At 67.5% G+C, this 24,396-nt stretch carries 25 protein-coding genes and 3 tRNA genes; 18 read left to right on the forward strand and 10 right to left on the reverse strand.

From position 1 onward, the window contains the following. Positions 1-19: 19 nt before the first annotated feature. The 14 genes from gspF to ACH0CP_RS09630 all read left to right on the forward strand — a co-directional run bounded on the left by gspF (position 20) and on the right by ACH0CP_RS09630 (position 9,692). Positions 20-1,243: a type II secretion system inner membrane protein GspF gene (gene gspF, locus ACH0CP_RS09565; RefSeq protein WP_294443702.1), complete on the forward strand. Its 1,224-nt coding sequence runs from the start codon at positions 20-22 to the stop codon at positions 1,241-1,243. Positions 1,244-1,251: 8 nt separating this feature from the next. Then, complete coding sequence (gene gspG, locus ACH0CP_RS09570; protein WP_294443701.1) at positions 1,252-1,692, forward strand: type II secretion system major pseudopilin GspG; 441 nt, start codon at positions 1,252-1,254, stop codon at positions 1,690-1,692. Next, positions 1,667-2,134: a GspH/FimT family pseudopilin gene (locus ACH0CP_RS09575; RefSeq protein WP_294443700.1), complete on the forward strand. Its 468-nt coding sequence runs from the start codon at positions 1,667-1,669 to the stop codon at positions 2,132-2,134. The genes gspG and ACH0CP_RS09575 overlap by 26 nt, the downstream gene beginning before the upstream one ends. A gap of 1 nt (position 2,135) precedes the next feature. After that, positions 2,136-2,540, forward strand: a complete 405-nt coding sequence (gene gspI / locus ACH0CP_RS09580; RefSeq protein ID WP_294443699.1) for a type II secretion system minor pseudopilin GspI — start codon at positions 2,136-2,138, stop codon at positions 2,538-2,540. Continuing rightward, positions 2,537-3,166 carry a type II secretion system minor pseudopilin GspJ gene (gspJ, locus tag ACH0CP_RS09585; RefSeq protein WP_294443698.1) on the forward strand — a complete coding sequence of 210 codons (630 nt, stop codon included), beginning with the start codon at positions 2,537-2,539 and terminating at the stop codon, positions 3,164-3,166. Before gspI ends, gspJ begins: the two co-directional genes overlap by 4 nt. Next, complete coding sequence (gspK, locus tag ACH0CP_RS09590; protein WP_294443697.1) at positions 3,156-4,145, forward strand: type II secretion system minor pseudopilin GspK; 990 nt, start codon at positions 3,156-3,158, stop codon at positions 4,143-4,145. Before gspJ ends, gspK begins: the two co-directional genes overlap by 11 nt. Beyond that, complete coding sequence (gene gspL / locus ACH0CP_RS09595; protein ID WP_294443696.1) at positions 4,142-5,218, forward strand: type II secretion system protein GspL; 1,077 nt, start codon at positions 4,142-4,144, stop codon at positions 5,216-5,218. The genes gspK and gspL overlap by 4 nt, the downstream gene beginning before the upstream one ends. Further along, positions 5,215-5,688, forward strand: a complete 474-nt coding sequence (gene gspM, locus ACH0CP_RS09600; protein ID WP_294443695.1) for a type II secretion system protein GspM — start codon at positions 5,215-5,217, stop codon at positions 5,686-5,688. Before gspL ends, gspM begins: the two co-directional genes overlap by 4 nt. Beyond that, on the forward strand, positions 5,685-6,410 hold the full coding sequence (locus tag ACH0CP_RS09605) for a type II secretion system protein N (protein ID WP_294443694.1): 726 nt from the start codon (positions 5,685-5,687) through the stop codon (positions 6,408-6,410). Before gspM ends, ACH0CP_RS09605 begins: the two co-directional genes overlap by 4 nt. 94 nt (positions 6,411-6,504) lie before the next feature. Then, positions 6,505-6,581, forward strand: a tRNA-His gene (locus ACH0CP_RS09610). Positions 6,582-6,601: 20 nt separating this feature from the next. After that, positions 6,602-7,651 (forward strand): Glu/Leu/Phe/Val dehydrogenase, encoded by a 1,050-nt coding sequence (locus tag ACH0CP_RS09615; RefSeq protein ID WP_294443693.1) that lies wholly within the window; start codon positions 6,602-6,604, stop codon positions 7,649-7,651. A 106-nt stretch (positions 7,652-7,757) separates the two neighbouring features. Then, entirely contained in the window at positions 7,758-8,483 is a 726-nt protein-coding gene (gene ccmC / locus ACH0CP_RS09620) for a heme ABC transporter permease CcmC (protein ID WP_294443690.1), read from the forward strand. Between the two features lie 106 nt (positions 8,484-8,589). Continuing rightward, positions 8,590-9,024, forward strand: coding sequence for a cytochrome c maturation protein CcmE (ccmE, locus tag ACH0CP_RS09625; RefSeq protein ID WP_294443688.1), 435 nt, complete (start codon positions 8,590-8,592; stop codon positions 9,022-9,024). Next, complete coding sequence (locus ACH0CP_RS09630) at positions 9,021-9,692, forward strand: hypothetical protein (RefSeq protein ID WP_294443687.1); 672 nt, start codon at positions 9,021-9,023, stop codon at positions 9,690-9,692. The genes ccmE and ACH0CP_RS09630 overlap by 4 nt, the downstream gene beginning before the upstream one ends. 18 nt (positions 9,693-9,710) lie before the next feature. On the opposite strand, the gene ACH0CP_RS09635 is transcribed toward ACH0CP_RS09630, so the two are convergent. Next, the gene (locus ACH0CP_RS09635; protein WP_294443686.1) at positions 9,711-9,926 is read right to left on the reverse strand and encodes a DUF3072 domain-containing protein; all 216 of its coding nucleotides are present in this window, start codon (positions 9,924-9,926) and stop codon (positions 9,711-9,713) included. 145 nt (positions 9,927-10,071) lie between these two features. Between ACH0CP_RS09635 and ACH0CP_RS09640 the strand changes: the two genes are divergently transcribed. Both ACH0CP_RS09640 and ACH0CP_RS09645 read left to right on the forward strand, forming a co-directional pair. Further along, positions 10,072-11,982, forward strand: a complete 1,911-nt coding sequence (locus ACH0CP_RS09640) for a potassium transporter Kup (protein WP_406875635.1) — start codon at positions 10,072-10,074, stop codon at positions 11,980-11,982. 8 nt (positions 11,983-11,990) lie between these two features. After that, the gene (locus tag ACH0CP_RS09645) at positions 11,991-12,509 is read left to right on the forward strand and encodes a 2'-5' RNA ligase family protein (protein WP_294443685.1); all 519 of its coding nucleotides are present in this window, start codon (positions 11,991-11,993) and stop codon (positions 12,507-12,509) included. Between the two features lie 8 nt (positions 12,510-12,517). Here ACH0CP_RS09645 and ACH0CP_RS09650 read toward each other — a convergent pair whose 3' ends face one another. The 4 genes from ACH0CP_RS09650 to rimO all read right to left on the reverse strand — a co-directional run bounded on the left by ACH0CP_RS09650 (position 12,518) and on the right by rimO (position 18,236). Next, complete coding sequence (locus tag ACH0CP_RS09650) at positions 12,518-12,688, reverse strand: hypothetical protein (protein WP_294443684.1); 171 nt, start codon at positions 12,686-12,688, stop codon at positions 12,518-12,520. 136 nt (positions 12,689-12,824) lie between these two features. Continuing rightward, positions 12,825-15,929 (reverse strand): TonB-dependent receptor domain-containing protein, encoded by a 3,105-nt coding sequence (locus ACH0CP_RS09655; RefSeq protein WP_294443683.1) that lies wholly within the window; start codon positions 15,927-15,929, stop codon positions 12,825-12,827. An 816-nt stretch (positions 15,930-16,745) separates the two neighbouring features. Continuing rightward, positions 16,746-16,822, reverse strand: a tRNA-Met gene (locus tag ACH0CP_RS09660). Between the two features lie 67 nt (positions 16,823-16,889). Then, positions 16,890-18,236, reverse strand: a complete 1,347-nt coding sequence (rimO, locus tag ACH0CP_RS09665) for a 30S ribosomal protein S12 methylthiotransferase RimO (protein ID WP_294443682.1) — start codon at positions 18,234-18,236, stop codon at positions 16,890-16,892. Positions 18,237-18,349: 113 nt separating this feature from the next. On the opposite strand from rimO, the gene ACH0CP_RS09670 reads away from it, so the two are divergent. Both ACH0CP_RS09670 and ACH0CP_RS09675 read left to right on the forward strand, forming a co-directional pair. Then, complete coding sequence (locus ACH0CP_RS09670) at positions 18,350-19,453, forward strand: anhydro-N-acetylmuramic acid kinase (protein ID WP_294443681.1); 1,104 nt, start codon at positions 18,350-18,352, stop codon at positions 19,451-19,453. A gap of 42 nt (positions 19,454-19,495) precedes the next feature. Beyond that, entirely contained in the window at positions 19,496-20,059 is a 564-nt protein-coding gene (locus ACH0CP_RS09675; RefSeq protein ID WP_294443679.1) for a PH domain-containing protein, read from the forward strand. 23 nt (positions 20,060-20,082) lie between these two features. Here the strand turns inward: ACH0CP_RS09675 and ACH0CP_RS09680 are convergent, their stop codons facing one another. From ACH0CP_RS09680 to rpsA, 5 genes are all read right to left on the reverse strand, one after another. Beyond that, the gene (locus ACH0CP_RS09680; protein ID WP_294443678.1) at positions 20,083-20,508 is read right to left on the reverse strand and encodes a DUF4112 domain-containing protein; all 426 of its coding nucleotides are present in this window, start codon (positions 20,506-20,508) and stop codon (positions 20,083-20,085) included. 5 nt (positions 20,509-20,513) lie between these two features. Beyond that, positions 20,514-21,893, reverse strand: coding sequence for an ABC transporter substrate-binding protein (locus ACH0CP_RS09685; RefSeq protein WP_294443677.1), 1,380 nt, complete (start codon positions 21,891-21,893; stop codon positions 20,514-20,516). A gap of 71 nt (positions 21,894-21,964) precedes the next feature. Further along, positions 21,965-22,051, reverse strand: a tRNA-Leu gene (locus ACH0CP_RS09690). Between the two features lie 46 nt (positions 22,052-22,097). Then, positions 22,098-22,376: an integration host factor subunit beta gene (locus tag ACH0CP_RS09695; protein ID WP_294443676.1), complete on the reverse strand. Its 279-nt coding sequence runs from the start codon at positions 22,374-22,376 to the stop codon at positions 22,098-22,100. 132 nt (positions 22,377-22,508) lie between these two features. Beyond that, complete coding sequence (gene rpsA, locus ACH0CP_RS09700) at positions 22,509-24,224, reverse strand: 30S ribosomal protein S1 (RefSeq protein WP_406875634.1); 1,716 nt, start codon at positions 24,222-24,224, stop codon at positions 22,509-22,511. Positions 24,225-24,396: the final 172 nt, after the last annotated feature.

Raw genomic sequence — 24,396 nt, forward strand, 5'->3', positions numbered from 1 at the left:
GTGCGTTCGGGTCAGCCCGGTGCCTGACTTCGATTATCTCGCGATCGACACGCGCGGACAGGAAACGCGCGGGCATGTCGCGGCGGTCGACGCCGAGACGGCGCGCGCGATGCTCGACCGGCGACGGCTATACGTCGTTCGGATTGAACCGGGCAGCGCCCCCGCCGCACGTGGGCGCCCGCTGTTCGGGCTGCAGCTGGGCCGCCCCAAGATGTCGGCCAAGCAGCTGACGTTGTTCACGCGCCAGCTCGCGACCCTGTCGCTCGTTTCCCCGCTCGAAGAGTCGCTCCGAACGATCACGCGCCAGACCGAGCAGGAAAAGGTGCGCGAGATCGTGCAGGCGGTTCACGCCGGCGTCGTCGAGGGGCGGCGGCTCGCGGATGCCATGGCGCGTGAGCCCAAGAGCTTCCCGCCACTATACCGCGCGATGGTGGCCGCCGGCGAAAGCTCCGGCACCCTGCCGACGATCCTCGAGCGGCTCTCCGCGCTCCTCGAGCGTCAGGCAGAGATCCGTGGCAAGCTCCTGACGGCGCTGGCTTATCCGATCATTCTTGCCGTCGTTGCGATGGGTGTCGTCACGGCGCTGATGATGTTCGTCGTGCCGCAGGTCGTGGAGCAGTTCGACACGATGGGACAGGAGCTTCCGCTGCTCACCCGGCTGGTGATTGGGCTTTCGGACGTGCTGGTCGGCTGGTGGTGGCTGATGCTTCTGGCGGCTGCGGCGATGGTCGGGCTGTTAGTCGTCGCGCTGCGCCAGCCGCCGATCCGGCTCGCGTTCGACACGTGGCTGCTGCGCGTGCCGCTGTTGGGGCGGTTGCTGCGTGATCTTCACGCCGCGCGGATGGCGCGTACGCTCGGCACGATGGTGGCAAGCCGCCTGCCGCTGCTGGAGGGTTTGTCGCTCACGGCGGGGACGATCCACAACCGGCGGCTTCGCGCCGCATCCGACGAAATCACCGATTCGATCCGCGCCGGCGGCAGCCTCTCGGCGGCGATGCGCCGTGCCGCCGTCTTCCCGCCGCTGCTGATCTATCTTGCTGCCTCCGGCGAGGCGGCGGGGCGGCTGGACGAGATGCTGGAGCGCGCCGCCGACTATCTGGAGCGCGAGTTCGATCGCTTCACCGCCACCGCCATGTCGCTGCTCGAACCCGCGATCATTGTCGTCATGGGCGGCGTGGTGGCGACGATCGTGCTATCGATCCTGCTCCCGATCCTGCAACTCAACACCCTTGCCGGCCAATGAGAGAGATGATGCGAAAAGAAGCCCACAAGCGTCGGAAGAAGAACGGTTTCACCCTGGTGGAGCTGATGGTCGTGATCGTCATCATCGGCCTTCTGGCGACGATCGTCGCGCTCAACGTCATCCCGTCGGGGGACACGGCGCGGGTGCAGAAGGCGAAGGCGGATATCGCGACGATCGAGCAGGCGCTGGAGATGTACCGGCTGCAGCAGAACAATTACCCGACGACCGCGCAGGGCCTTGCCGCACTGACAAGCCCGCCCGCCGGCCTTGCCAACCCGGCCGCCTATCAACCGGGCGGTTATATCAAGCGCTTGCCGGACGATCCTTGGGGCCGGCCGTATCTTTATGCGTCGCCCGGAAAGCACGGCGCGGCGGACGTCTGGACCAACGGCGCCGACGGGCAGGAAGGCGGCGAGGGGATCAATGCCGATATCGGCTCCTGGCAATAGCCGCCCTGCGGCCGAACGCGGCTTCACGCTCGTCGAGCTGATGGTCGTACTGACCGTGATCGGCCTTGCCTCCGCGGCCGCCGTGCTGGCGATGCCGGATCCGCGCGGGCGCCTGGTTGACGAGGGCGCGCGCTTTGCCGCCCGCGTTCGGGCGGCGCAGGATTCGGCGGTTATTACCGGCCGCCCGGTCAGCGTCTGGGTGACGCCGACCGGCTATGGCTTCGACGAGCGCCGTGACGGGCGCTGGGTGGCGCTGGCGGACAAGCCGCTGCGCGTCGCCAATTGGGGTGAGGGCACGCAGGCCGTGATCCGGGAGCGCACCCGCGTGACGTTCGATCCGATGGGCATGACCGATCGACCGCTAAGCGTCCTTTTGCGTCGTGACCGCACCCGCGTGACCGTCTCGATCGGCGCGGACGGGCGCGCGAAGGTCGACAGCTGAGATGCGGCGCGGGGGGGCAGATCGGGGCAACATCAGCGATCGGGGCTTCACCCTGGTCGAGGTGATGGTGGCGCTGGCGGTGTTCAGCCTCGCCGCGTTGGCATTGATCCGGCTGCAGGGGGCGACGGTGCGCTCGACTGCGATCCTCGGAGATACCGTCATGGCGCAGATGGTCGCGCGCAACGTCGCGATCGATGCGGTGACGGCGGCGCGCGCGCCGGCGCTGGGGCGAGCCACCGGCGTCGAGCAGAACGGGGGCCGCGCATGGCGCTGGACCCGCGACGTCCGCCCCACCGGCGACTCGCGCGTGCTGCGGATCGATGTCGCGGTGAGCGACGCCGGGGGCCGCGCGCTCGGCCGGCTGACGATGATTCGCCAGGAGCAGCCCGAAGTGACCGTCTCGTGACGCGGCGGCGCGCGCGGGCCTCGCCGGTCCGCAACGGCTTCACCTTGGTCGAGGTGATGGTCGCGCTGATGATCTTCGGGCTGATCGCCTCGGCGGGCGTTGCGCTGCTGGCCGTCAGCGTGCGTGCACAGGGCGCGACGACCGCACGGCTGGACGATATCGGCGCGCTCGCGCGGCAGTCGTCGCTGCTCGCATCGGATTTGGCGCAGGCGGTGAACCGCCCCGCCCGTGACGAGCGTGGTACGTTGCTGCCGGCCTTTGTCGGCGATGCGGCCAGCGTCACCTTCGTGCGCAACGGCTGGACCAATATCGACGGACAGCCGCGATCCGCGCTGCAGAAGGTGAGCTATCGCGTGAACGGTGACGCGCTGGAGCGGATCGCCTGGCCGATGGTGGACGGCGCCGCCGCATTGACGCCGGTGCCGGTGCTGGCGGGCGTGCAGCGCGCCTCGTTGCGCTATCGCATTTCAGGTGGCTGGAGCGATCGCTGGGATGGCGCCACCGCGCCGCTGCCGCAGGCGCTGGAACTGGTGGTGCAGCGCGCCGACGGTGCCGTGTTCCGCCAGTTGTTCCTCGTCGGGAGCGGGGCGCCCCCCGTGCCGAAGGTGCCGACCGATGCGTCGTGAGCCCCCCCCAGGCAGGCCGGGGGAGCGGGGCGCGGCGCTGCTTACCGTGCTGCTGCTCGTCGCCGTGATCGCGGTGATGGCGGCTACCGCTCTCGAGCGGCTTCGCCTGTCGACCAGGCTGACGGCCAATGCCGTCGCGCTCGATCAGGCGCGCGGACTTGCCTTCGCAGCGGAGGCGCTGGCGACCAGCCGCGTCTCCGATCTGCTGCGGCAGAACCCGGATCGGGTGACGCTGGATGGCGGCTGGAGCAACCGGCCCTACACTATCCCCCTTCCGAACGGACGTGCCGTCGCGCGCGTCAAGGACGGAGGGAACTGCTTCAATCTCAATAGCCTGGTGAGCGATCTTGATGGCACGTATGTGGCGGATCCGACGACGATCACCCAGTTCGCACGGCTTGCGAGGTTGCTGAACGTGCCGGGCGGCGACGCGATCGCGGCCGCGGCGGCGGACTGGATCGACAGCGATGATCAGCCTCTGGCCGGCGGCGCGGAAGACAGTGCCTATACTGGCCTCGCGACGCCGTATCGCACCGCCGGCACGCTGATGGCGGACCCGAGCGAGCTGCGCGCGGTCGCTGGCGTAACGGACGAGGCCTATCAGCGGCTGCGGCCATGGCTGTGCACTTTGCCACGCACCACCCGCGCGACGATCAACGTCAACACGCTGATGCCCGAACAGGCGCCGCTGATCGCGATGCTGCTGCCCGATACGCTGGGCGTGGCGGGCGCCGCCGCGGGGCTGCTGCGCCGGCCGCCGGGCGGCTTTGCCGATACGCAGGATTTCTGGAAGATCTATGCCGCGTCCGGCATCACCGCTGATCCGGCGGCCGAGCAGCAGACGGGCGTGAAGACCAGCTGGTTCGATCTCACCGTTGATGTGAGCGTCGCAGGCAGCGATCTTTCGGAGCGGGCGCTGATCGACGCGACCACGCTTCCCGCGCGGCTCGTCTCGCGGCAATGGGGGGAGGCGACATGACGACGATGATCTTCCTTCCCGCCCATGTCGACGATCCGTGGCATTGGCTGCGCACTGGCGAGGACAGCATCGTGAGCGGCGGCGAGGGGCTGCCGGATGGCGATCTTGGGGCGGTGATCGGTGTCGCGCCGGCGGATGCGGTGACGCTTCACTGGGCGGTGCTGCCGGCCCGCTCCCCCGCGCAGGCGAGTGCGGCGGCGCGCATCCTCGTGATGGACGCGGTGGCCGGGCCGCTTGACGATCTGCATGTCGCGGTCGGTGACGAGGGGCAGGAGGAACGGCCGATCGGCGTCGTCGCCGGTGCGCGGATGCGCGGCTGGTTGGCATCCTTCGCCGCCCTCGGGATCGATCCCGTTGCGATCCTGCCTGCGCCGTTGCTGCTGCCGCGGCCGGAGAGCGGCTTCGTGCGGGCGAATATCGGCGGCCAGTCGGTGGTGCGCGGCACCGCGAGCGGCTTTGCCGACGAGGCGCGGCTGACCGAGCTCATCACCGGTGATCCACCCGAGACGCTGACGCGCGATGCGCTCGACGCGGCGGTGGCAGCTGCGGCCGCCCGGCCCGTGCTCGATCTGCGCCAGGGGCCGTTCGCGCGGCGCAAGCGGCGGGCGATCGACTGGCGATTGGTGCGCCGGCTGGCCGCGCTTGGCGCGCTGATCCTGCTGGTGACGCTGGTTATCGACCTTGCGCGGATCGCCAAGTATTCGATCGCTGCCGATGCCGCCGAGGCGAAGGCTGAGGTGCTGGCGCGCAGCGGCCTGCCGCGGGGTGCCGACCAGGGGGATGCGGACCGGCTGCTCGCCGAGCGGCTCTCCGACCTGCGTGGCCCAGGTGCCGGGTTTACGGCGACCACGGCTGCGGTGGCGGATGCGGTGCGTGGTATCGCCGGGACGGAGATCGTTGCGTTGGCCTTCGAGCCGACCGGCGAGTGCCGCGTCACCATCGCCGCACAGGGCGAGGCGCAGGCGAACCAGCTGGTGGCCCGACTTCGCAACATGGGCTTTCGCGTGACGGCCAGCACCTTCGAGGCGAATGGCGAGCGGCTGCGCGGCGATGTGACGGTGAGTGTGCCATGACCGGGCTGATCACGTGGTACAATGGTCGGTCGCTACGCGAGAAGCGGCTGATCCTGGTGATGCTGGCGCTGCTGGCGGTGACGATCGTCTGGGCCGGGATCATCCGCCCGGTGCGCGATGGCCTCGAATCGACGCGCGAGCGCCAGATCGCGGCCACCATCCGGCTGGGCGAGGTGCAGCGGCAGGTGGCGGCGGTGAAGGCGCTGCAGCGCGGGCGCGTTCGCCCGCTGGAAGGGCCGATCGCCGATGCGGTGCGGATGCGCGCCGACGAGGCCGGCTTTGCGCTCGCCAGCCTCGATCCCGATGGCGCACGGGTGCGCATCACGATCGCGACGGCCAAGCCCGGAGCGCTGCTCGCCTGGATCGCCGGGCTGGAGGCCGATGGCATATTGGTCGATTCGTCGAGCATCACCGGCAATGGTGACGGCACGGTGGCAGCGACGCTGACGCTGAAGGGACGCGCGGCATGAGGCGGATCCGGCTGGCGACCGGCCCCGGCGCACTGTTCCTCGCCTTCTTCGTCGCGGCGATGATCGCCTTCCTGCCGCTCAGGCTCGCGCTCGGCTGGCTGGGGCTGGCGGAACAGGGGATGACCGCGCGCGAGGTGCGGGGCAGCATCTGGGCCGGCAGCCTGCGTGAGGCGCGGTTCGGCGATATCGTGCTTGGGGATCTTTCGGCCGGCGTATCGCCGCTCCAGCTGCTGCTCGGCCGTGCCCGCGTGCATCTGCGCGGCAGCGCGCCGCCGCCCGCCCCGCAACTCGCGGGCGCGATTGGCATCACGCGTCATACGTTCGAACTGGACGGGATCAGCGCGACGCTGCCGGTTGGCACGGCCTTTCGCCCGTTGCCGGTCACCACGCTGAACCTCGATGAAGTGACGGTGCGGTTCCGCGGCGACTTCTGCGAGCGGGCGGAGGGCCGGGTGCGAGCGACGCTGGGGGGTGAGATCGGCGGGCTGCCGGTGCCGGCGGCGCTGACCGGCACGGCGCGCTGCGACGGCGGCGCCTTGCTGCTGCCGCTGACCAGCGCGGCGGGCGGCGAGGGGAGCACGATCCGCCTGTGGCCGGACGGCCGCTACCGCGTTGAACTCACGCTGCAACCCGGCGACCCGGCCGCGACTGCGCGGCTGCAGGGCGCGGGCTTCGTCCAGACGACGAACGGCATGGAACTGGCGATCGAGGGGCGTTTCTGATTGCCGCACCGTTGATCGGCGCGGCAACCACAGAATTCTCGCGCCGCAAGCTTGACGCTTCCGCGCCCTAGCCGTAGGGGCGCGCTCTCTTGCGGCGATCGTAGCTCAGTTGGTTAGAGCATCGGTTTGTGGTACCGAGGGTCGCGGGTTCAAGTCCCGTCGATCGCCCCATTCTTTTCCCCGGGAATGACATGACCGCGTGGGGCCTCCCCGATTTCGACGACCATGAAGGCGTCCATCTTTTTACCGATCCGGCATCCGGTCTTCAGGCAGTAATCGCGGTTCATTCGACCGCGCTTGGCCCGGCGGCGGGCGGCGTGCGTTTCTGGCATTACGCCGATCACACGAGCGCCATCACCGATGCACTTCGCCTGTCGCGCGGCATGAGCTTCAAGAACGCCATGGCGGGTCTGGAGCTTGGCGGCGGCAAGGGCGTGGTGCTGGCCGACGCGCCGGGTGCGACGATCACCGAAGCGCAGCTGCGTGCCTTTGGCCGTGCCGTCGAGTCGCTCGTCGGCCGCTATGTGACGGCGGAAGATGTCGGCATGTCCGAAGCGCGGATGAAGGTGATTGCGGAGGAAACACGCTACGTCTCCGGCCTGCCTGTGGCCAGCGGCGCGGCGGGCGGTGATCCCGGCCCTTACACCGCGCACGGTGTCTATCTCGGCGTGAAGGCGGCGGCGAAGCGCGGCCTTGGCGCGACCGACATGAAGGGCGTGCGGGTCGCGATCCAGGGTGTCGGCTCGGTCGGCGGCGGACTTGCGAAGCTGCTCGCCGCGGACGGCGCGATCCTGACGCTGGCTGACGTGAACCAGGCGCGCGCCGACGCGCTCGCCGCGGAACTTGGCGCGACGACCGCGCCAACCGAGACGATCCTTGCTGCGGACGTCGATCTGGTCAGCCCGAACGCGCTTGGCGCGGTGCTGACCGAGAAGTCGATCGATGCGCTGAAGGTGAAGGTTGTCGCCGGCGGGGCGAACAACCAGCTTGCGACGCGTGAGGACGGGCGCCGCCTGCACGAACGCGGCATCCTCTATGCGCCCGATTACGTCATCAACGCCGGCGGCATCATCAACGTCGGGCTGGAATATCTCGGCCACGGCGACGAGGCCGAGGTGATGGCGCGCATCGCCCGCATCCCGGAACGCCTCATCGAGGTGTGGGACGAGAGCCAGGCGAGCGGGGACCCGATCTCCGAAGTCGCCGATCGGATCGCGCAGCGGCTGATCGGCCGCGGCTGAACCATCGCCGGACCCGTGTTTGCCGTGACGGAAGCGACCAGACGGTCGCTTCCCCGGTACCTAGCGGATGACGTCCGGCAAATTTCGCCATAAGGGGTGATCCGTCGTGCCCGCCCTTCATGCCTTCGCCAACCCTGCGCGTTTCCTGAAGATTGCGCGCCCGCTCACGCCGCTGCTCTTCTGGGCCGGCGCGGTGCTGGTCGCCATCGGCTGCTGGGCCGGGCTCACGCAGACGCCGCCGGATTACCTGCAGGGCGAATCGGTGCGCATCATGTACGTCCATGTGCCCGCCGCCTGGCTTGGCATGGGCGGGTGGAGCGGCATCGCCATCGCCAGCATCGCCTATCTCGTCTGGCGCCATCCACTGGCAGAGGTTGCCGCGCGCGCGATTGCCGTGCCGGGCGCAACCTTTGCTGCCATCTGCCTGGTTTCCGGCGCGATCTGGGGCCGGCCCACCTGGGGCACGTATTGGCAGTGGGACGGCCGGCTGACGTCGATGCTGCTGCTGTTCTTCGTCTATCTCGGCCATATCGCGCTGACGATGGCGGACCGCGAGCGCGGCGGAGACGGCCGCATCCCGGCGCTGTTCGGCATCGCGGGCACGGTGCTGCTGCCGATCATCCGTTATTCGGTGGTGTGGTGGAACACGCTGCACCAGGGGCCCAGCATCGGCCTCACCAAGTCCAGCATCGACACCTCGATTCTGTGGCCACTGCCGATCATGGCGCTGGGCTTCAGCCTGCTGTTCGGCGCCATCGTGCTGATGCGGATGCGCGCGATGCTCGCGACTGCCAAGGCAGAAGCGCGGATGCGCCGGCGGGCAACCGCATGAACGCCTGGCCCTATGTCCTTGCCGCCTACGCGGTATCCCTGGGGGGAACGGCGATCGTTGCCCTGTTGAGCTGGCGCGCGATGCGCCGCGCGGAAAAATCGGACCGATGAAGGCAAAGCATCAGCGACTGGCGCTCGCGGGGGCAGCCGTGGTGGCGATCGCCATTGCGGCGCTGCTCGCACTTTCCGGCCTGCGCGACCAGGCAGCATTCTTCTATGCGCCCTCGGACGTGACGCGCGAGGTCCTGTCTTCCGACCGGGCCGTTCGCCTCGGCGGCATGGTCGCGGCGGGATCGGTGTCGCGCGCGGCGGACGGCGTGACGGTGCAGTTCCGGGTGACGGACGGCAAGGCGATGACGCCGGTGACCTTCGCGGGCATCGTGCCTGACCTGTTCCGCGAAAATTCGGGCGTGGTGGCCGAAGGCAGCTTCCGCCCCGACGGCCTGTTCGTCGCCACGAACCTGCTCGCCAAGCATGACGAGAAGTACATGCCGCCGCAGCTTGCCGGGAAGATGCACGAGACGACGAGCCTGGAACCGTGAGCGGCTTCGTCGCACTCGCGATCGTCGGCGCCTTGGCCTTCGGTGCATTGCTTCTTCTGCGCCTGCCGCGGTTCGTCTGGTCGTTCGCTGGGGCGGCGCTGTTCCTCGGCGCGGCGGGCTACGCCTGGCAGGGCAGGCCGGCCTTGGCCGCGTCGCCCGCGCGCCCGCAAGCCGACACTATGGAGATCGATCCCGAATCGATCGCGTTGCGCGATCGCCTGATGGGTCGCTTCACCGCCGACACCGCCTATCTCGTCGCGTCCGATGCGATGCTGCGCACCGGCAACCGCCGCGCCGCCGCCAACGTGGTGCTTGGCGGCGTCAGGGCGATTCCGGGCAGCTACATCCTATGGACGCAGCTTGGCACGAACCTAGCGCTGCTCGACAATGACCAGCTGTCGCCGGCAGCGAAGCTCGCGTTCGGCCGCGCGCTTAAGCTGGCGCCGAACCATCCCGCGCCGCCTTATTACGCCGGCCTTTCCTATCTGCGCTCGGGTGACCTCGCGACGGCACGGCGGCTCATCGCCCGCGCCGTCGCGTTGTCGGCGCCGGGCGCCGACTATCGCGACACGATCGCGGGGCAACTCGCTATGCTCGATCGCTATATCGCGGCGAGCGAGCAGATCGAGCGCGCCCGCGCCGCCGGTTCCCCCGCGCCGCAGCCCTGATCGACGAAGCGGCCGGGCCTATTTGCCCCGGCCGGTTTTCTCCTGCAGCGCGTCGATCCGCTTTGACGCGTCCGCCTTGGTGAGCGAGTCGTCGAACGTCTCGCCTGCTTCTTCGCTCAACGTCTTCAAATAACTTGCCTGCGCGCCCGTCATCGGCTCGTCGCCAGTGGTCCAGTCGTCAGGATCCTTCTCTGCATTGGAGAAGGGTTGGGTCTTTGGATCGGCATCGGCCATGGACATCTTCCTTTCGGCACATCCAACACCTATGTTCTCGCAACGTTCCCTTTGCGGCGGGCTCTGCCCGGTGCTAGGCGCGCCGAGGCTTCGACAGGATGATGGCGGTTTCTTTTCCCGTGACCCTGAGTCCAGCGACTAGCCGGTGACCACCACCGACAGCGCAACCGTGCCCGCCGGGCACGATCACCACCACCACAACGACGGTTTGGCAAAACTGGCGCTGGGGGCGATCGGCGTCGTCTATGGCGACATCGGTACGAGCCCTTTGTACGCGATGAAGGAAGTCTTCGTCGGCCACCATCCTCTGGCGGTCGATCAGCTTCATATCTTCGGCGTCGTCAGCCTTATCTTCTGGTCGCTGGTGCTGATCGTGACGTTCAAATACGTCATGGTGATCCTGCGCGCCGACAATAATGGCGAGGGCGGCAGCCTGGCGCTGCTCGCGCTGATCCAGCGGCGCAGCGGGGCCGGCAAGCGCTGGGAACCGGGGTTGATCGTGCTCGGCGTGCTCGCCACCGCCTTGTTCTTCGGCGATTGCATGATCACGCCGGCCATCTCCGTCCTATCGGCGGTGGAGGGTTTGGCGACGGTAGAGCAACGGTTCGACAGCTTCGTCATCCCCATCTCGGTCACCATCCTGGTCGGCCTGTTCTATCTCCAGTCGGTCGGCACGGCACGGGTGGGGCGGCTGTTCGGGCCTATCATGGGGGTCTATTTCGTCACCCTCGCGGGACTTGGCCTCAGCCATATCATTGCCGAGCCGCAGATCCTGCTCGCGCTCGATCCGCGCTGGGCCGTGCGCTTCGCGGCGACGGACGGCATGCTGGCGTTCCTGGCGCTGGGCTCGGTCGTGCTGGCGGTGACGGGCGCAGAAGCGCTCTATGCCGACATGGGCCATTTCGGCCGCCGCCCGATCGCGCTCGCCTGGCTGTGGATGGTGTTCCCGGCGCTGATGATCAATTACCTCGGGCAGGGCGCGCTGCTGCTGTCGGATCCCACCGCGGCGCAGAACCCGTTCTTCCTGATGGCGCCGGAAAGCTGGCGCCTGCCGCTCGTCATCCTCGCGACGCTTGCCACCGTCATCGCCAGCCAGGCGGTGATTACCGGCGCCTATTCGGTGGTGCAGCAGGCGATCCAGCTGGGCCTGATGCCGCGGCTGCGCATCTCGCACACCAGCGCCTCTGCTGCCGGGCAGATTTACATTCCGTCGGTGAACTGGGCGCTGCTGACGATGGTGCTGCTGCTGATCCTGGGCTTTCGCGAATCTTCGAACCTCGCCGCCGCCTATGGCATCGCGGTCACCGGCACGATGTTCATCTCGACCTGCATGGTCGCGGTGCTGATCCGGCGCGTGTGGCACTGGCCGACGTGGACGGTGGTGCCGTTCATCGCCACTTTCCTGCTGATCGACGGGCTGTATTTCTCGTCGAACCTGACGAAGGTGCCCGACGGCGGCTGGTTCCCGCTGCTCGTTGCGATCATCGTCTTCGTCCTGCTCACCACCTGGGCGACCGGGCGCAAGCTGATGCTGCAGCGGATGCGGGAGGGGGCGATGCCGATCAAGGTGTTCATTAACTCCGCCGCGAACAGCGCGACTCGCGTTGGCGGCACCGCGGTGTTCATGACGTCGACGCCCGATGGCGTGCCGCACGCGTTGCTCCACAATCTGAAGCACAACCGCGTGCTGCACGATCGCGTCATCCTGCTGACGGTGAAGGTGACGGACATGCCGTACTTCCCGGAAGTCGACCGGTTCCTGCACGAGGATCTGGGCGAGGGGTTCCACCGCGTGATCCTGCGCTACGGCTTCATGGAGTCGCCTGATATCCCCGCGGCGCTCAAGTCGTTCCACGAATGCGGCGACGACTTCCGCATGATGGAGACGAGCTTCTTCCTGTCGCGCCAGACGCTGCTTGCTTCCGACCGGCCGGGCATGGCGATCTGGCGCGAGAAGCTGTTCGCGTGGATGCTGCGCAATGCGGAAAGCGCGATGGAGTTCTTCCGCTTGCCCACCAACCGTGTGGTCGAACTCGGCAGCCAGATCGAGATTTGACGGGCGCCGTGCTCTCGCCTGCTGAGGCCGCGCCGATCATCGTGACGGCGCTGTTCGGCAAGGCGGATCAGGCGTGGTTCGATGCGCTACGCCGGGCGCACTTCCCGCCGGAGCGCAACCAACTCGCCGCGCACCTCACCATGTTCCACCATTTGCCGCCGAGCGCAGCCGATGAAGTCTCATGGCGGCTGAAGGAAGAAGCGCGCGGTGTCGGTGCGCCGCGTGCGACGCTCGCGGCGCCTTACTCGCTGGGGCGAGGCGTCGCCTATCGCATCCACAGCCCCGATCTGGAGGCAGCGCGCGCGCGAATCGCCGACGCCTTCACCGGCCTGCTGACGCCGCAGGATCAGGCCGGCTGGCGCCCGCATGTGACGGTGCAGAACAAGGTCGCGCCAGGCGAAGCGAAAGCGCTGCTGGCCGAGCTCTCACGCGGATTCGTCGCACGCCCGGTCTCGATCATCGGTCTAGCCGCCTGGTGGTATCGCGGCGGCCCGTGGGAGCCGCTGTCGCGCCACCTGTTCCGCTGAGGCAGCGCTCAGCTGGGGTGGGCTTCGCTCTCATCCTCGCTGCGCCTTAAATCCCCATCGACCGCTGGTGCTGTATCCTGACCGGCAGCGGTCTCCTCCGCGATGCCGGCGTCCTCACTACGGTTCGCGCTTTCCCGGAAACCGCTCGGCTCGGGCTGGTCTGGCTTGTGATCGGGCATCGTCCACTCCTTCGCTGAAGGAACGAGCGACGCTGGCCTTGGTGCCGCCAACGCGCCATCACGCCCGCCCGGAACGACAAAGGGCGGCGGTCCGAAGACCGCCGCCCCCCGGCTTTTCAGATCCTTGCGAAAGGGATCAGAACTTCACGCGCGCACCCACGGTGAACGCCCGACCGATCGGATCGTACAGCGTCGGGAAGGTGTTGCCGCTGTTGAACGACGTACCACCCACGCCCGAACCGACGAGCGGCGGGTCGCGATCGAACAGATTGTCGATCGTGAGGCTCAGCTCGAACTGCTCGGTCGGCATGATCCGCAGGGCCAGATCGAAGTAATCATAGGCCTTGATGCGGCGGAATGCCGGCTGAACGCCAGCCGTCGGCACGTTGGTGTACTGGATGCCGTTCAGCACGAAGCTCGAGCTGCCGGTCAGCGCCGGGTTCGGGCCGCCCGGCTGCGGGGTGTTACCCGGCAGACGCGTCGGGAGGTACGGCTCCAGCGAGACGGGGCTGATGTGGGTCCACAGCAGCGACACGTCGAACAGGTTGGTGCTGTACGTCGCACGCCCGTTCCACTTCCACTTGGCACGCGGGTTGGTGCAGCCGCTCGGGCTGTAATAACCGGTGCAGTCGCGGTTGATCGCGTTCGGCGTCGCCTGGAAGTGGTAATAGTTCAGGCGGGTCGCGTTCATCCCGAAGGTGAAGGCGCCGTCCTCGCTATTGATGCCCAGGTCGCTCAGCCGCACGCGCTGGCTGACGCCGATGTCGAAGCCCGCCGTCTCGATCACGCCGAGATTCGACGACGACAGGATGACGCCCGGCGTCTCACCCGCGCCGTTCAGCGTGCCGGTGAGCGGATTACGTCCGATCAGCGCGCAGAACGAGTTGAAGGTGAAGGTCGGGTTCAGCGCTGCCGAATAGCAGCCGTTCAGGATGTCGCCCTGCGCCGGCTGCGTGATCGCATTGGTCACGCGGATGTTGAAATAATCCAGCGTGAACGCGAAGCCCGGCAGGAACTCGCGCGGCGAGATCACACCACCCAGCGTGTAGGTGCGCGCGCGCTCGACATCGAGGTTGCGGTTGCCCGAGGTGGTGTTGTTGATCTGGCCCGACGTCGGCGCCGGGATCGATCCGATCGTGCCCGGAGGAGCCCCGGTCGCGACGCACAGCGCGGCGAGCGCCGCGTTGCTCACCGGCCCTGCGCCCTGGCACGGATCGCTCGTCAGGTTGCCGAGCGCCTGCACCGGAGACTGGAACAGCTCCGAGATGTTCGGCGAGCGAACTGCCTTCTGATACATGCCGCGGAACTTGAAGCCTTCGAACGGCTCGTAGTTACCGCCCGCCTTCCACGTCGTGCTGCTGCCCGTCGTGGTATAGTCGGAATAGCGGATGCCGCCTTCAGCCGTCAGGCGATAGAAGAAGGGCTTGTTCTCGATCAGCGGGACAATGAGCTCGCCGAACACTTCCTTCACGCTGTACGCGCCGCGATCCGGCGGGGTGCGTGCGCCGGTGCCGAGGACTTCGCCCTGGATCTGGCTGGGGTTGTCCGGAAGGCTCTCGGCGGTGATGCGACGGTATTCGCCGCCGATGGCGAAGCCGATCGGTGCGTTGGCGAGCGGCGAGGTGGCACCGAACAGGTCACCCGAGATGCTGCCCGTCACGACACCCAGCGTCACCTTGCGGTTGATCAGCGCGTCGAGATCGATGAACGCCAGCTGGTCCTGCGTGATGCTGCCGTTCGGCCCGAACAGGTTGAGCGGTACGCAGCCGTTCGCCGTGTTCGTGCAGACCGGTGTGCCGGCGGCGTTGGTGTAGGCCCGAAGCGCCTGCTGCACCTTCGAGAAGGAGCCCCAGTTCTCGCGGGTCTGGTTCTGCGTCGTTTCGCCGTACTGGCCCGAGATGTCGAACTTGATACCGTCGACGATCGTGCCGCGCAGCCCGGCCTGGACCTGGAACTGGCGCGATTCGACCACGTTGCCGCGCGGCCCGTATTCCGTGAAGCGGCGCTGCGCGACGACCGGGATTTCGACGTAGCCCGGCGTGCCAGGCCCGCCCTGAACGGCAGCCGCCGCAGCGCAAGCAGCCGGCGCGATCGGCTGGATGCCGGCAAGCGACGTGTTGGTGTCAAATGCGGCGCACAGCTGGTTGCGGATGCCGGCCGGCAGGTACGGGTTGTTCAGCGGCAGCTGATAGGTGTTGCTGAACGTGCCCGAGGAGGCGAGCTGCAGGCGAACCTCGTTGCGGGTGAACTGACCCGAGGCATAGGCTTCGATCGCCGGCGTGATTTCATACCGGGCGCTGCTGAACACGTTGATGCGGTTAAGCGGCGTCTGGAAGTACGTGCCGATGTTGGTGTTGTAGGTGTCGGCCGGGGTCGCGGTCTGCAGCAGGCCGGTGGTCGGGTTGACGACCGCACCAAGGTTCGAGCCAGCCGGCAGGCCAAGCGCCGCATTGGTCGGCGAGGCGAAGATCGTCACCTGTGCCGCGGTCGCGCCCGAATAGAGGCCGGTCACCGAGCTGATCGGCACCGCGCTGATGTCGCGCTGCGTGTGCAGCAGCGGATCCGACTTGGTGTAGCCGATCGAGAGCACGGCATTGCCGCGATCATCGTCGAAGTTGACGCCCATCGTCAGGTCCGCACGCAGGCGCGCTGCGTCGCCACGCTCGGAAATGCGATAATTGGCGTTGAGGTCGACGCCCTTGAAGTTGCGCTTCGTGATGAAGTTCACGACGCCGGCAACCGCGTCCGCACCGTACACGGTCGACGCACCGCCAGTGACGACGTCGACGCGATCGAGCAGCGCGACCGGGATGGTGTTGAGATCGACCACGCCGTCGAGCCCGAACGGCACGATACGACGGCCGTCGAGCAGCACGAGCGTACGCTCCACGCCGATGCCGCGCAGATCGATCGTCGCCGCGCCGCCCGAGCCGTTGTTCACGCCCGGGCCGATCGACGGACGAACCGCCGGCAAGTCACGCAGCAGCTCTTCCGCGGTGCCCGGCTGGCGGAAGTTCAGTTCCTGCTGACCGATGACGGCGACCGGGCTCGACGTTTCGAGATCGGGGCGCGCAATGCGCGAACCGGTGACGACGATTTCCTCGCGGCCTTCAGCGGCCTCGGCCTGATTGCTCTGTGCTTCCGGCGATGCCTCCACCGGAACACTGACCTGTGCGGCGGCAGGCAAAGCTGCGAAAACCGCGCCTGCAGCGATGGTCGACGCCAAAAGATAATGGCGCATCTTAGATGCCATTTGTTGTTTCCCCCAATACGACAGATGCCACCCCCGTGACACCTTCGGGACCGATCCGGCCCACTTTTGCCTTGCACTGCAGCAGCGCCGCTAAACAATGCAGCCTAGCTGCCGCATCTCGCACTTTGACGGATATGTTGCATTTTGGCGACAGCGCGGTGCTTCAGCATTTGGCAAATGACCTAAAGTGCTACTTTTCCCGGCACTGCACTTTGCCGATTAACTGCTGCAGTGTTGTGTTATCACAACGCTTCCCGCGTCTGCGGTCGATAACAGGAAGACAGGCCCGCTTCGCAATGTGGCCGCTGGGTGTGACGCTGCGGGCAGGGATCATAATCACGTGGTGCGCCGCGGCATGAGCGCTGATGCTGTAGATATATATCAACAGTCACCATCTCATTCGTCGTGGGGAATTGCCGGGCTTCCGCTCGTTCCCTTGCGCTTGATCATGATGACTGGGGTGCGTTGGAAGAAACAAGGCTATTGTGGTCGTGCCCGGCTGAAGAGCTTAAGACATCGAAAAAAGACGATGGCGATCAGATCAGAGTCACACCCGCGATCCGCCTCGAACATCGCGTCGATCACCTCTTCGGCGATTTGAGTGGCCGCCCAGGGCTGATGCATCCGAGTTAGGCCGAGTGCCGCACGGAGAAGCAGTATCCACAACTGCCATCGTCAGCACCTAGGCGCCGCGCAACGCGGCAATGATGGTGCAAACTGACGACAGGCCACGCGCTGGCGCTGGGCGTGTCGGCAGGGCGCCCATTGAGCGCGCGCGAGCCAAACCGTAAGCAATTCAGGGAATGGTAGCGGAGGAGGGACTTGAACCCCCGACACGCGGATTATGATTCCGCTGCTCTAACCAGCTGAGCTACTCCGCCCCAAGGGCATCCGCCGGCGGCCGTTCGGCCGGGCGAGGCGCGCCTGATAGCAGGGCGCGCCTACGCGTCAAGCGGGAACGCCAAACAGATCGTGTTCGTCGGCATCCTCGATCGTCACCCGGACGATATCGCCTTCGGAAAGGTGGCCTGCATCGCGCAGATGCACCTCGCCGTCGATCTCCGGCGCATCGGCATAGGAGCGCCCGGTGGCGCCTTCGTCGCCCACGGCGTCGATGATCACCTCGAACGTACGACCGATCTTCGCCTGCAGCTTGGCGGCGCTGATCGCCGCGGTCTTGGCCATGATTCGCGCGTAGCGCTCCTCCTTCACCTCTTCCGGCACCGGATTGGGCAGCAGGTTCGCGCTCGCGCCCTCGACGGGCTCGAAGCGGAAGGCGCCGACGCGGTCGAGCTGTGCCTCGTCCAGCCAGTCGAGCAGGTAGTTGAAATCCGCCTCTGTCTCGCCGGGGAAGCCGACGACGAAGGTGGAGCGGATCGCGATGTCCGGGCAGATCTCGCGCCAGGCTCGGATCCGGCTCAGCACCTTGGCATCGTTCGCCGGGCGCTTCATCGCGCGCAACACGTTCGGTGCGGCATGCTGGAAGGGGATGTCGAGATAGGGCAGGATCAGCCCCTCGGCCATCAGCGGGATGACATGGTCGACGTGCGGATAGGGATACACATAGTGCAGCCGCACCCAGGGCGCGATCCGGCCCAGCTCGCGCGCCAGGTCCGTCATGTGCGCGCGCACCTCGCGCGGCGGCTCGCCGGGCGCGCTGGGCTTCAGCGGATAGCTCGCGTGGCGCAGGTCGACGCCATAGGCCGAGGTGTCCTGGCTGATGACCAGCAGTTCCTTGGTGCCCGCCGCGACCAGCTTCTCCGCCTCGCGCAGGATCGCGTCCGGCCGGCGGCTGACGAGGTCGCCGCGCAGCGAGGGGATGATGCAGAAGGCGCAGCGATGATTGCAGCCTTCGGAGATCTTCAGATAGCTGTAGTGCCGCGGCGTCAGCTTCAGCCCGGCGTCGGGCACGAGATCGATGTACGGTGACAGGTTCGCCGGCGCCGCCTCGTGCACCGCCTCCACCACCTGTTCGTACTGGTGCGCACCGGTGACGGCCAAGACGTTGGGAAAGCGCGCGCGGATCACCTCCGCCTCGTTGCCCATGCAGCCCGTGACGATGACGCGGCCGTTTTCCGCGATGGCCTCGCCGATCGCCTCGAGGCTTTCCTCCTTGGCCGAATCGAGGAAGCCGCAGGTGTTGACCAGCACCACGTCCGCCCCGGCATAGTCGGGGGACATGTGATAGCCGTCTGCGCGCAGCTGGGTCAGGATACGTTCGCTGTCCACGAGGTTCTTCGGACAGCCGAGCGACACCATGCCCACGCGGGGCGGTGAGGGAAGACGCGTTGCCATGAGTGGCGGCGCACATAATGCGCCTTTGGCCGATTTGCCATATCCCCGCCGAAATGCGCGACTTATGAGTTCGCCTTTGTGCCGCGGGGGCGGTTGGAAGCGGGAATGGAATGATGCTGGCGATTGGTCTCATGTCCGGGACGTCGCTCGACGGGATCGATGCGGCGCTGATCGAGACGGACGGGGAGGGCGAGGTTCGCGCGGTCGCGTTCCGCGGGGAGCCCTATTCGGATGCCGCGCGCGCGCAGCTCGCCGCCGCGACGGCGCTGGCGCTTACCTTCGAAAAGCCGCGGCAGAACCCGGAGATCGTCGCCGCGGCGGAGCTGATCACCCGCACCCACGTCTTCGCGGTGCAGAAGCTCCTGCGCGATGCCGGTCTTTCGGCGGACAAGGTCGACGTGATCGGCTTCCACGGCCAGACGGTGGCGCATCGCTCGGATCGCGGCTGGACGTGGCAGATCGGGGACGGCCAGGCGCTGGCCGATGCGACCGGCATCACCACCGTGGCGGATTTTCGCAGCGCGGATGTCGCGTCAGGCGGGCAGGGCGCGCCGCTGATCCCCGTCTATCACGCCGCGCTCACCGCCTCGCAGCCGCGGCCGGTGGCGGTGCTGAACCTCGGCGGCGTCGCGAACATCACGTGGATCGGCCCAGACGGTGCGCTGGTGGCGTTCGACACCGGCCCGGCGAACGGCCTTATCGACAGCTGGGTGGAGGCCGAGACGGGCGCGCGCTTCGACGAGGGCGGCGCGCTTGCGGCGTCGGGCCGCGTGAACGAGGCGGTGCTGACCGCGATGCTCGACCATCCCTTTTTCGCGCAACCTGCGCCCAAGTCCCTCGACCGCAACGATTTCACTATCCAGCCGGCGCGCGGCCTCGCGAGCGCAGACGGCGCCGCGACGCTGACCGCCTTCACTGCCGCCACGATCGCCGAAGCACTGACGCTGCTGCCGCAGCGGCCCGCGCGCCTGCTCGTTGCCGGCGGGGGGCGGCACAATCCGACGATGCTCGCGATGATCGCCGAGCGTACCGGCCTCCCGCCGCAGCCGGTCGATACGCTCGGCTGGAACGGGGACGCGATGGAGGCGGAGGGCTTTGCCTATATGGCGGTGCGCACGTTGAAGGGCCTGCCGATCTCCTTCCCGGGCACCACGGGCGCGCCGTCGCCGCTCACCGGCGGCGTCATCCACCGCCCGCGCGATCGAACGGCGGAGTAGCGGCCGCATCGGACAGGGGAAGTTTCGGCAACGGGGGGAAGAATGGCGCAGACGCTGGACGGGAAACGATCGCCGTCGACGATCCTGCTGAAGGGCGATTTCAGCCCGAAGCTGCGTATCTATTTCATGGCTTATTGGACGGCGCTGATCGCCTGCACCATCGTCGGGATCGTCATCCTGCCGATCTGGCTGGTGCTCGGCCCGCTCCTGATGCGCAAATACCACGCGACGCTTCGCTGCGAGTTGACCGAGCGCGATGTTGTCGTGGGCAAGGGGCTGATCTTCCGCCGCGAAGTCACCATCCCCCTGGACAAGATCCAGGACATCTCGATCCACGAGGGGCCGCTGCTCACCGCCTTCGGCCTCTTGCGCCTGCGGCTTGAGACGGCGGGGCAGAGCAATGCCGCCACCGGGCGGTCGGATGCCGACCTCATCGGCCTGGTAAACGCGCGTGCCGTCCGCGACCGCATCCTTGCGCAGCGCGACGTGTTGTCGTCACTCGGTCAAAAGGCGCCCGCCGCGGTCGATCCCGATCGCCAGCTGCTGACGGAGATCCGTGACAGCCTGCTCCGGCTGGAAGAAAGGCTCGCCGCGACGGCGCGGTAACGCCGGATCAGCGCCGCGGCTGATCAGCGATCGATCGTCACCGTCGAGGGATGGTGGCGATCGAGGTGGCGCTTGATCGTCTTCAGGTTGCGCGTGTTCGATCGGTAGAAGAAGTCCGCCGCGTCGCCGACGAAGGGGATGAGCCCAATCGCGGTGTCGAAGCCGACCCGCGCGCCCATCCGCGCCAGCTGCAGCTTCGTCATGCCAAGGTTGCGCGCTTCCCACACGATCCACGCGCCAAGCGCCGCGGCGACAGCGTCACCGATCACCGGGACGAGGCCGATGATGAAGTCCAGCCCGACGCGCCGGTTCATCCCCGGCACGACGAACATGCCTTCGAGCAGCTGCTCCATCGCCTCGATGCGCCGGCGAACCGACGCGGGATCGCGGCCCAGGGGCAGCGAGCCGGCGAACTGGCTGGCGGGATGGCGAGTGGCGCGGTCGTTCATGCCACTTAATTGGTATCGCGGCGAAGCCGGTTCAACGGGTGCAGCACGCGGTCGTTCGGCTGCCAGGCCCGCAGCCGCTGCGAGACGAGGGACCAGCGCAGCGGCCGCGCGATCGGGATGAAGGAGACGTCCGCCGCCAGCGCGGCATCTGCCTCCGCCAGCGCCCGTGCGCGCGCCTCCAGCGTCGGCGCAGTTCGCGCTGCCTGGATCGCCAGCGTCGCCGCCTCGCCGCAAGGCTGGCAGGCGGTGGCGAGGTACCAGCGCGCACTGTCGTAAGGCGCGACGGCATCGATCAGGCGAAGCTCCGCCTCGTCGTTAAGCGCCACGCGCACCGGTGTGATGCCAACCGCATAGAGATCCGCCGCGATCCGCGCCCACAGCAGCGTGCCGCCCGGCCCGCCCGGCAGGGCAATGCGCAGCGTCGGCAGCTCGCCTCCGTCCGCACGCCACGCGTTGACCTGCGCACGCGCCGCACCGCGCCGGTCACGCGCGCTGATGATCGTCCAGGGCGACTCTGCCGGCGGCGCGCCCGAATCGAGCGCTGCGGGAAGCAGCGTCTCGGTCGGCAGCCAGTCCGCCGCGATGCTGCGCACCAACGCGGTACGATCGATCGCAAGGGCGATGACGGCGCGGTTCTCCGGCAGCGCGAGGAAGCCCTCGCGGCTGGTGACGGCCAGGCCGAACAGCCCGGCCGCCGAATCGAGCCGGACGTTGGCCGGCGCCACGTCCGCCGCGCCCACTAGTGGCCAATCACCGATCGTCCCGCCGGCCACCAGATCGGACTTGCGCACGGCGAACCGCGCCACCGCCGCTGCCGCCCGTTCCGCAATCAGCAGGACGTCATCCTCCGGCGCCAGCTCGACCTGCTCGTCGCTCGCACGGTCACGATCGACGATCGGCGTCAGCCGCGTCACGCGCCCCGCGGTGCCGACGATCCGCATCGGCCCGGTTCCGGCCGGCCGGCCAAGGCGGATGATCGCGAGCTCGGGCTGCGCGAACAGTTTCAGCAGGTCAGGCCGCGGCCGCGACAACTCGATCTGGATCACCTGCGGCGTCATCTCGACGACCGAGTCGACCGCGGTGAGATAAGGCGACAGCGGATTGTCCGCGCGCGGCGACAAGCGGCGGCGCAGGATGGCGACGACTTCGGCCGCGCGCAGCGGCCGCCCGTCCGACCATGTCAGGTCACGCAGGCGGAAGATGAAGGTCCGCCCCTCGTCCGTCACGATCCAGCGTTCCGCCACACCGGGTTCGATCTGGCCAGCAGCATCGAAGCGCACCAGGCCCTGCGCCACGCTGTCGACCAGCAACCGCTCGGCCGCGTCGCTGCGTTCGGTGATGGAGGTGGAAAGGCTGGGTGTTGCGCCGATCGCGCTGACGATCACGGGGCCGACATCGGCCCGGCGCTCACACCCGCCAAGCGCTGGCGCGATTGCGAGCGCCAGCGACAGCGTGATGGTGCGGACGGCGGGACTCGAACCCGCACGCCCATACGGGCAGAAGATTTTAAGTCTCCGGCGTCTACCGATTCCGCCACGTCCGCGCATCATTGGGACCGAAAGCGGCACCAGCCGCGTCGCGTCAAGCGCTTAGACGTTGAGGCGCTGGCGCATTTCCTTGCCGGGTTTGAAGTACGGCACGCGCTTGGCCGTCACGTCCACCAGTTCGCCGGTGCGCGGATTGCGGCCGGTGCGGGCATCGCGCGCCCGCGTGGAGAAAGCACCGAAACCACGCAGCTCGACGCGGCCATCCTCGGCCAGCCGGCGCACGATCTCGTCGAAGAAGGTGGATACGATCGCTTCGATATCGCGCAGCGAAAGCTCGGGGTTCTGTTCCGCCAGCTGCTGCACCAGTTCCGATCTGATCATCACCCACCCCGAAAAATCGAAATCGACTTAACACACGTCAAGCCGCGCCGGAATAGCAGGGAAGCGACGAACAGCGTCGATTCCTCGACGAAGCTGCACCGGGCGGCATGAAAACCGCCCGGTGCCCGCTACTTACTTCTTGCTGTCGCGGGCCTTGAGGGCCTCGCCCAGGATGTCGCCCAGCGATGCGCCCGAATCGGACGAACCGTACTGCGCCACAGCCTGCTTCTCTTCGGAGATCTGCATCGCCTTGATCGAGAAGGTCGGCTTCTTCGAACGATCGAAGCCGGTGACCATCGCGTCGAACTTCTGGCCGACCTGGAAGCGCTCCGGACGCTGCTCGTCACGGTCACGGCCAAGATCGGTGCGCTTGATGAAGCCGGTCGCGCCATCGTCGCCAGCCTGCACTTCGAGGCCCGCGTCGCGAACTTCGAGGACAGTGACGGTGACGATCTGGTTCTTGCCGACACGCTCGCCGCCAGCGGCTGCGCCGCCAGCTGCCGGTGCGCCGCGCTCCAGCTGCTTCATGCCGAGGCTGATGCGCTCCTTCTCCGGATCGACGTCAAGCACGATCGCCTGAACGGTCTCACCCTTGCGGTGCAGGTTGAGCGCGTCCTCACCCGAAACACCCCAGGCGATGTCGGACATGTGGACCATGCCGTCGACGTCGTTGTCGAGGCCGATGAACAGGCCGAACTCGGTTGCGTTCTTGACTTCGCCCTCGACAGTCGAACCGACCGGATGCTCGGCAGCGAAGCGCTCCCACGGGTTCTGCTGCGCCTGCTTCAAGCCCAGCGAGATACGACGCTTGTCGGCATCGACCTCGAGCACCACCACGTCGACTTCCTGCGAGGTCGACACGATCTTGCCCGGGTGGACGTTCTTCTTGGTCCACGACATTTCGCTGACGTGCACCAGGCCCTCGATGCCCGGCTCCAGCTCGACGAACGCACCATATTCGGTGATGTTCGTGACGCGGCCCGAAAGCTTCGCGCCGACCGGATACTTGACCGATGCGCCATCCCACGGATCGCTCTCGAGCTGCTTCATGCCCAGCGAGATGCGCTGCGTGTCCTTGTTGATGCGGATGATCTGCACCTTCACGGTGTCGCCAATGTTGATCATCTCCGACGGGTGCTGGACGCGCTTGTAGGAGAGGTCGGTGACGTGCAGCAGGCCGTCGATGCCGCCCAGATCCACGAACGCGCCGTAATCGGTGATGTTCTTCACCACGCCTTCGATGATCTGGCCCTCGTGCAGGCTCTGGATCAGGCCCGAACGCTGCTCGGCGCGGGTCTCTTCCAGAACGGCGCGACGCGACACGACGATGTTGCCGCGCTTGCGGTCCATCTTCAGGATCTGGAACGGCTGCGGGATGTCCATCAGCGGCGTGACGTCACGTACCGGACGGATGTCGACCTGCGAACCCGGCAGGAAGGCCACGGCGCCGTTCAGGTCGACGGTGAAGCCGCCCTTCACGCGGCCGAAGATCACGCCTTCGACGCGGGCGGTCTTGGCGAACTCGGTTTCCAGCTTGTCCCATGCGGCTTCGCGGCGTGCGCGGTCACGCGACAGCATCGCTTCGCCATGCATGTTCTCGACGCGGTCGACATAGACTTCGACTTCGTCACCGACCTTCAGCTCGGCCTTCTGACCCGGCGCCGGCGCGAACTCGCGCAGTGGCACGCGGCCTTCGCTCTTCAGGCCGACGTCGATGACGGCCAGGTCGTTCTCGATGCCAGTGACGGTGCCGAGCACCACGCGGCCCTCGAAGCTGTCGGCGCCGCCGAACATGTCATCGAGCATCGCCGCGAAATCGTCCCGCGAGGGAGCTGCCGTTGAGGCCATAAAAAAGTGTTTCCTAGTCAGTTCGTTTCCGGCCAAGCGGTTGGTTCCGCTGGTCTTGGCCTTCACTGCCGCGCCGGCCCCGTGCCGTCGCGGCATCCGGGCGAACCAGAGGAGATGGAGGCCAAGACGCTTGAATGCGAAAAGGGGCGCGAGAGGATCTCCTCTGCGCCGC

The sequence above is a fragment of the Sphingomonas sp. 179-I 2A4 NHS genome, assembly GCF_045369135.1.
Classification (GTDB): domain Bacteria; phylum Pseudomonadota; class Alphaproteobacteria; order Sphingomonadales; family Sphingomonadaceae; genus Sphingomonas.